This window comes from Sphingomonas sp. CFBP 13706 (genome assembly GCF_014842355.1).
Lineage (GTDB): Bacteria > Pseudomonadota > Alphaproteobacteria > Sphingomonadales > Sphingomonadaceae > Sphingomonas > Sphingomonas aerolata.
Map to the genome: position 1 here is coordinate 1 of NZ_JACYVM010000094.1, position 251 is coordinate 251.

Below are 251 nucleotides of genomic sequence, written 5' to 3' on the forward strand. Positions count from 1 at the left end.
CCCATCGTCTGGGCGATGCGCTGGTATTTCTCCGCACCTTCGAGGATGGCGCCGGTTTCCATCTGGCCGACGGTGGCGCGCTGGATTTCCTGCCACGGCGTCTGCGAGCGCGGGAAGGCATAGCCGCCCGCCGCAGTCAGCGTGCGGCGCCGCTCGGCCAGTTCCTCATCGGAGATCAGGACATCGGCGCTGCCCTTGCCGAGATCGATGCGAACACGGTCGCCGGTGCGGATCAGCGCGAGGCCGCCCAT

Annotated in this window: 1 pseudogene; it reads right to left on the bottom strand. The window is 68.5% G+C overall.

Features of this window, described 5'->3' with window-relative positions:
• A pseudogene (locus IFS44_RS21800) lies at positions 1–251 on the bottom strand (dihydroxy-acid dehydratase domain-containing protein); the annotation flags it as partial.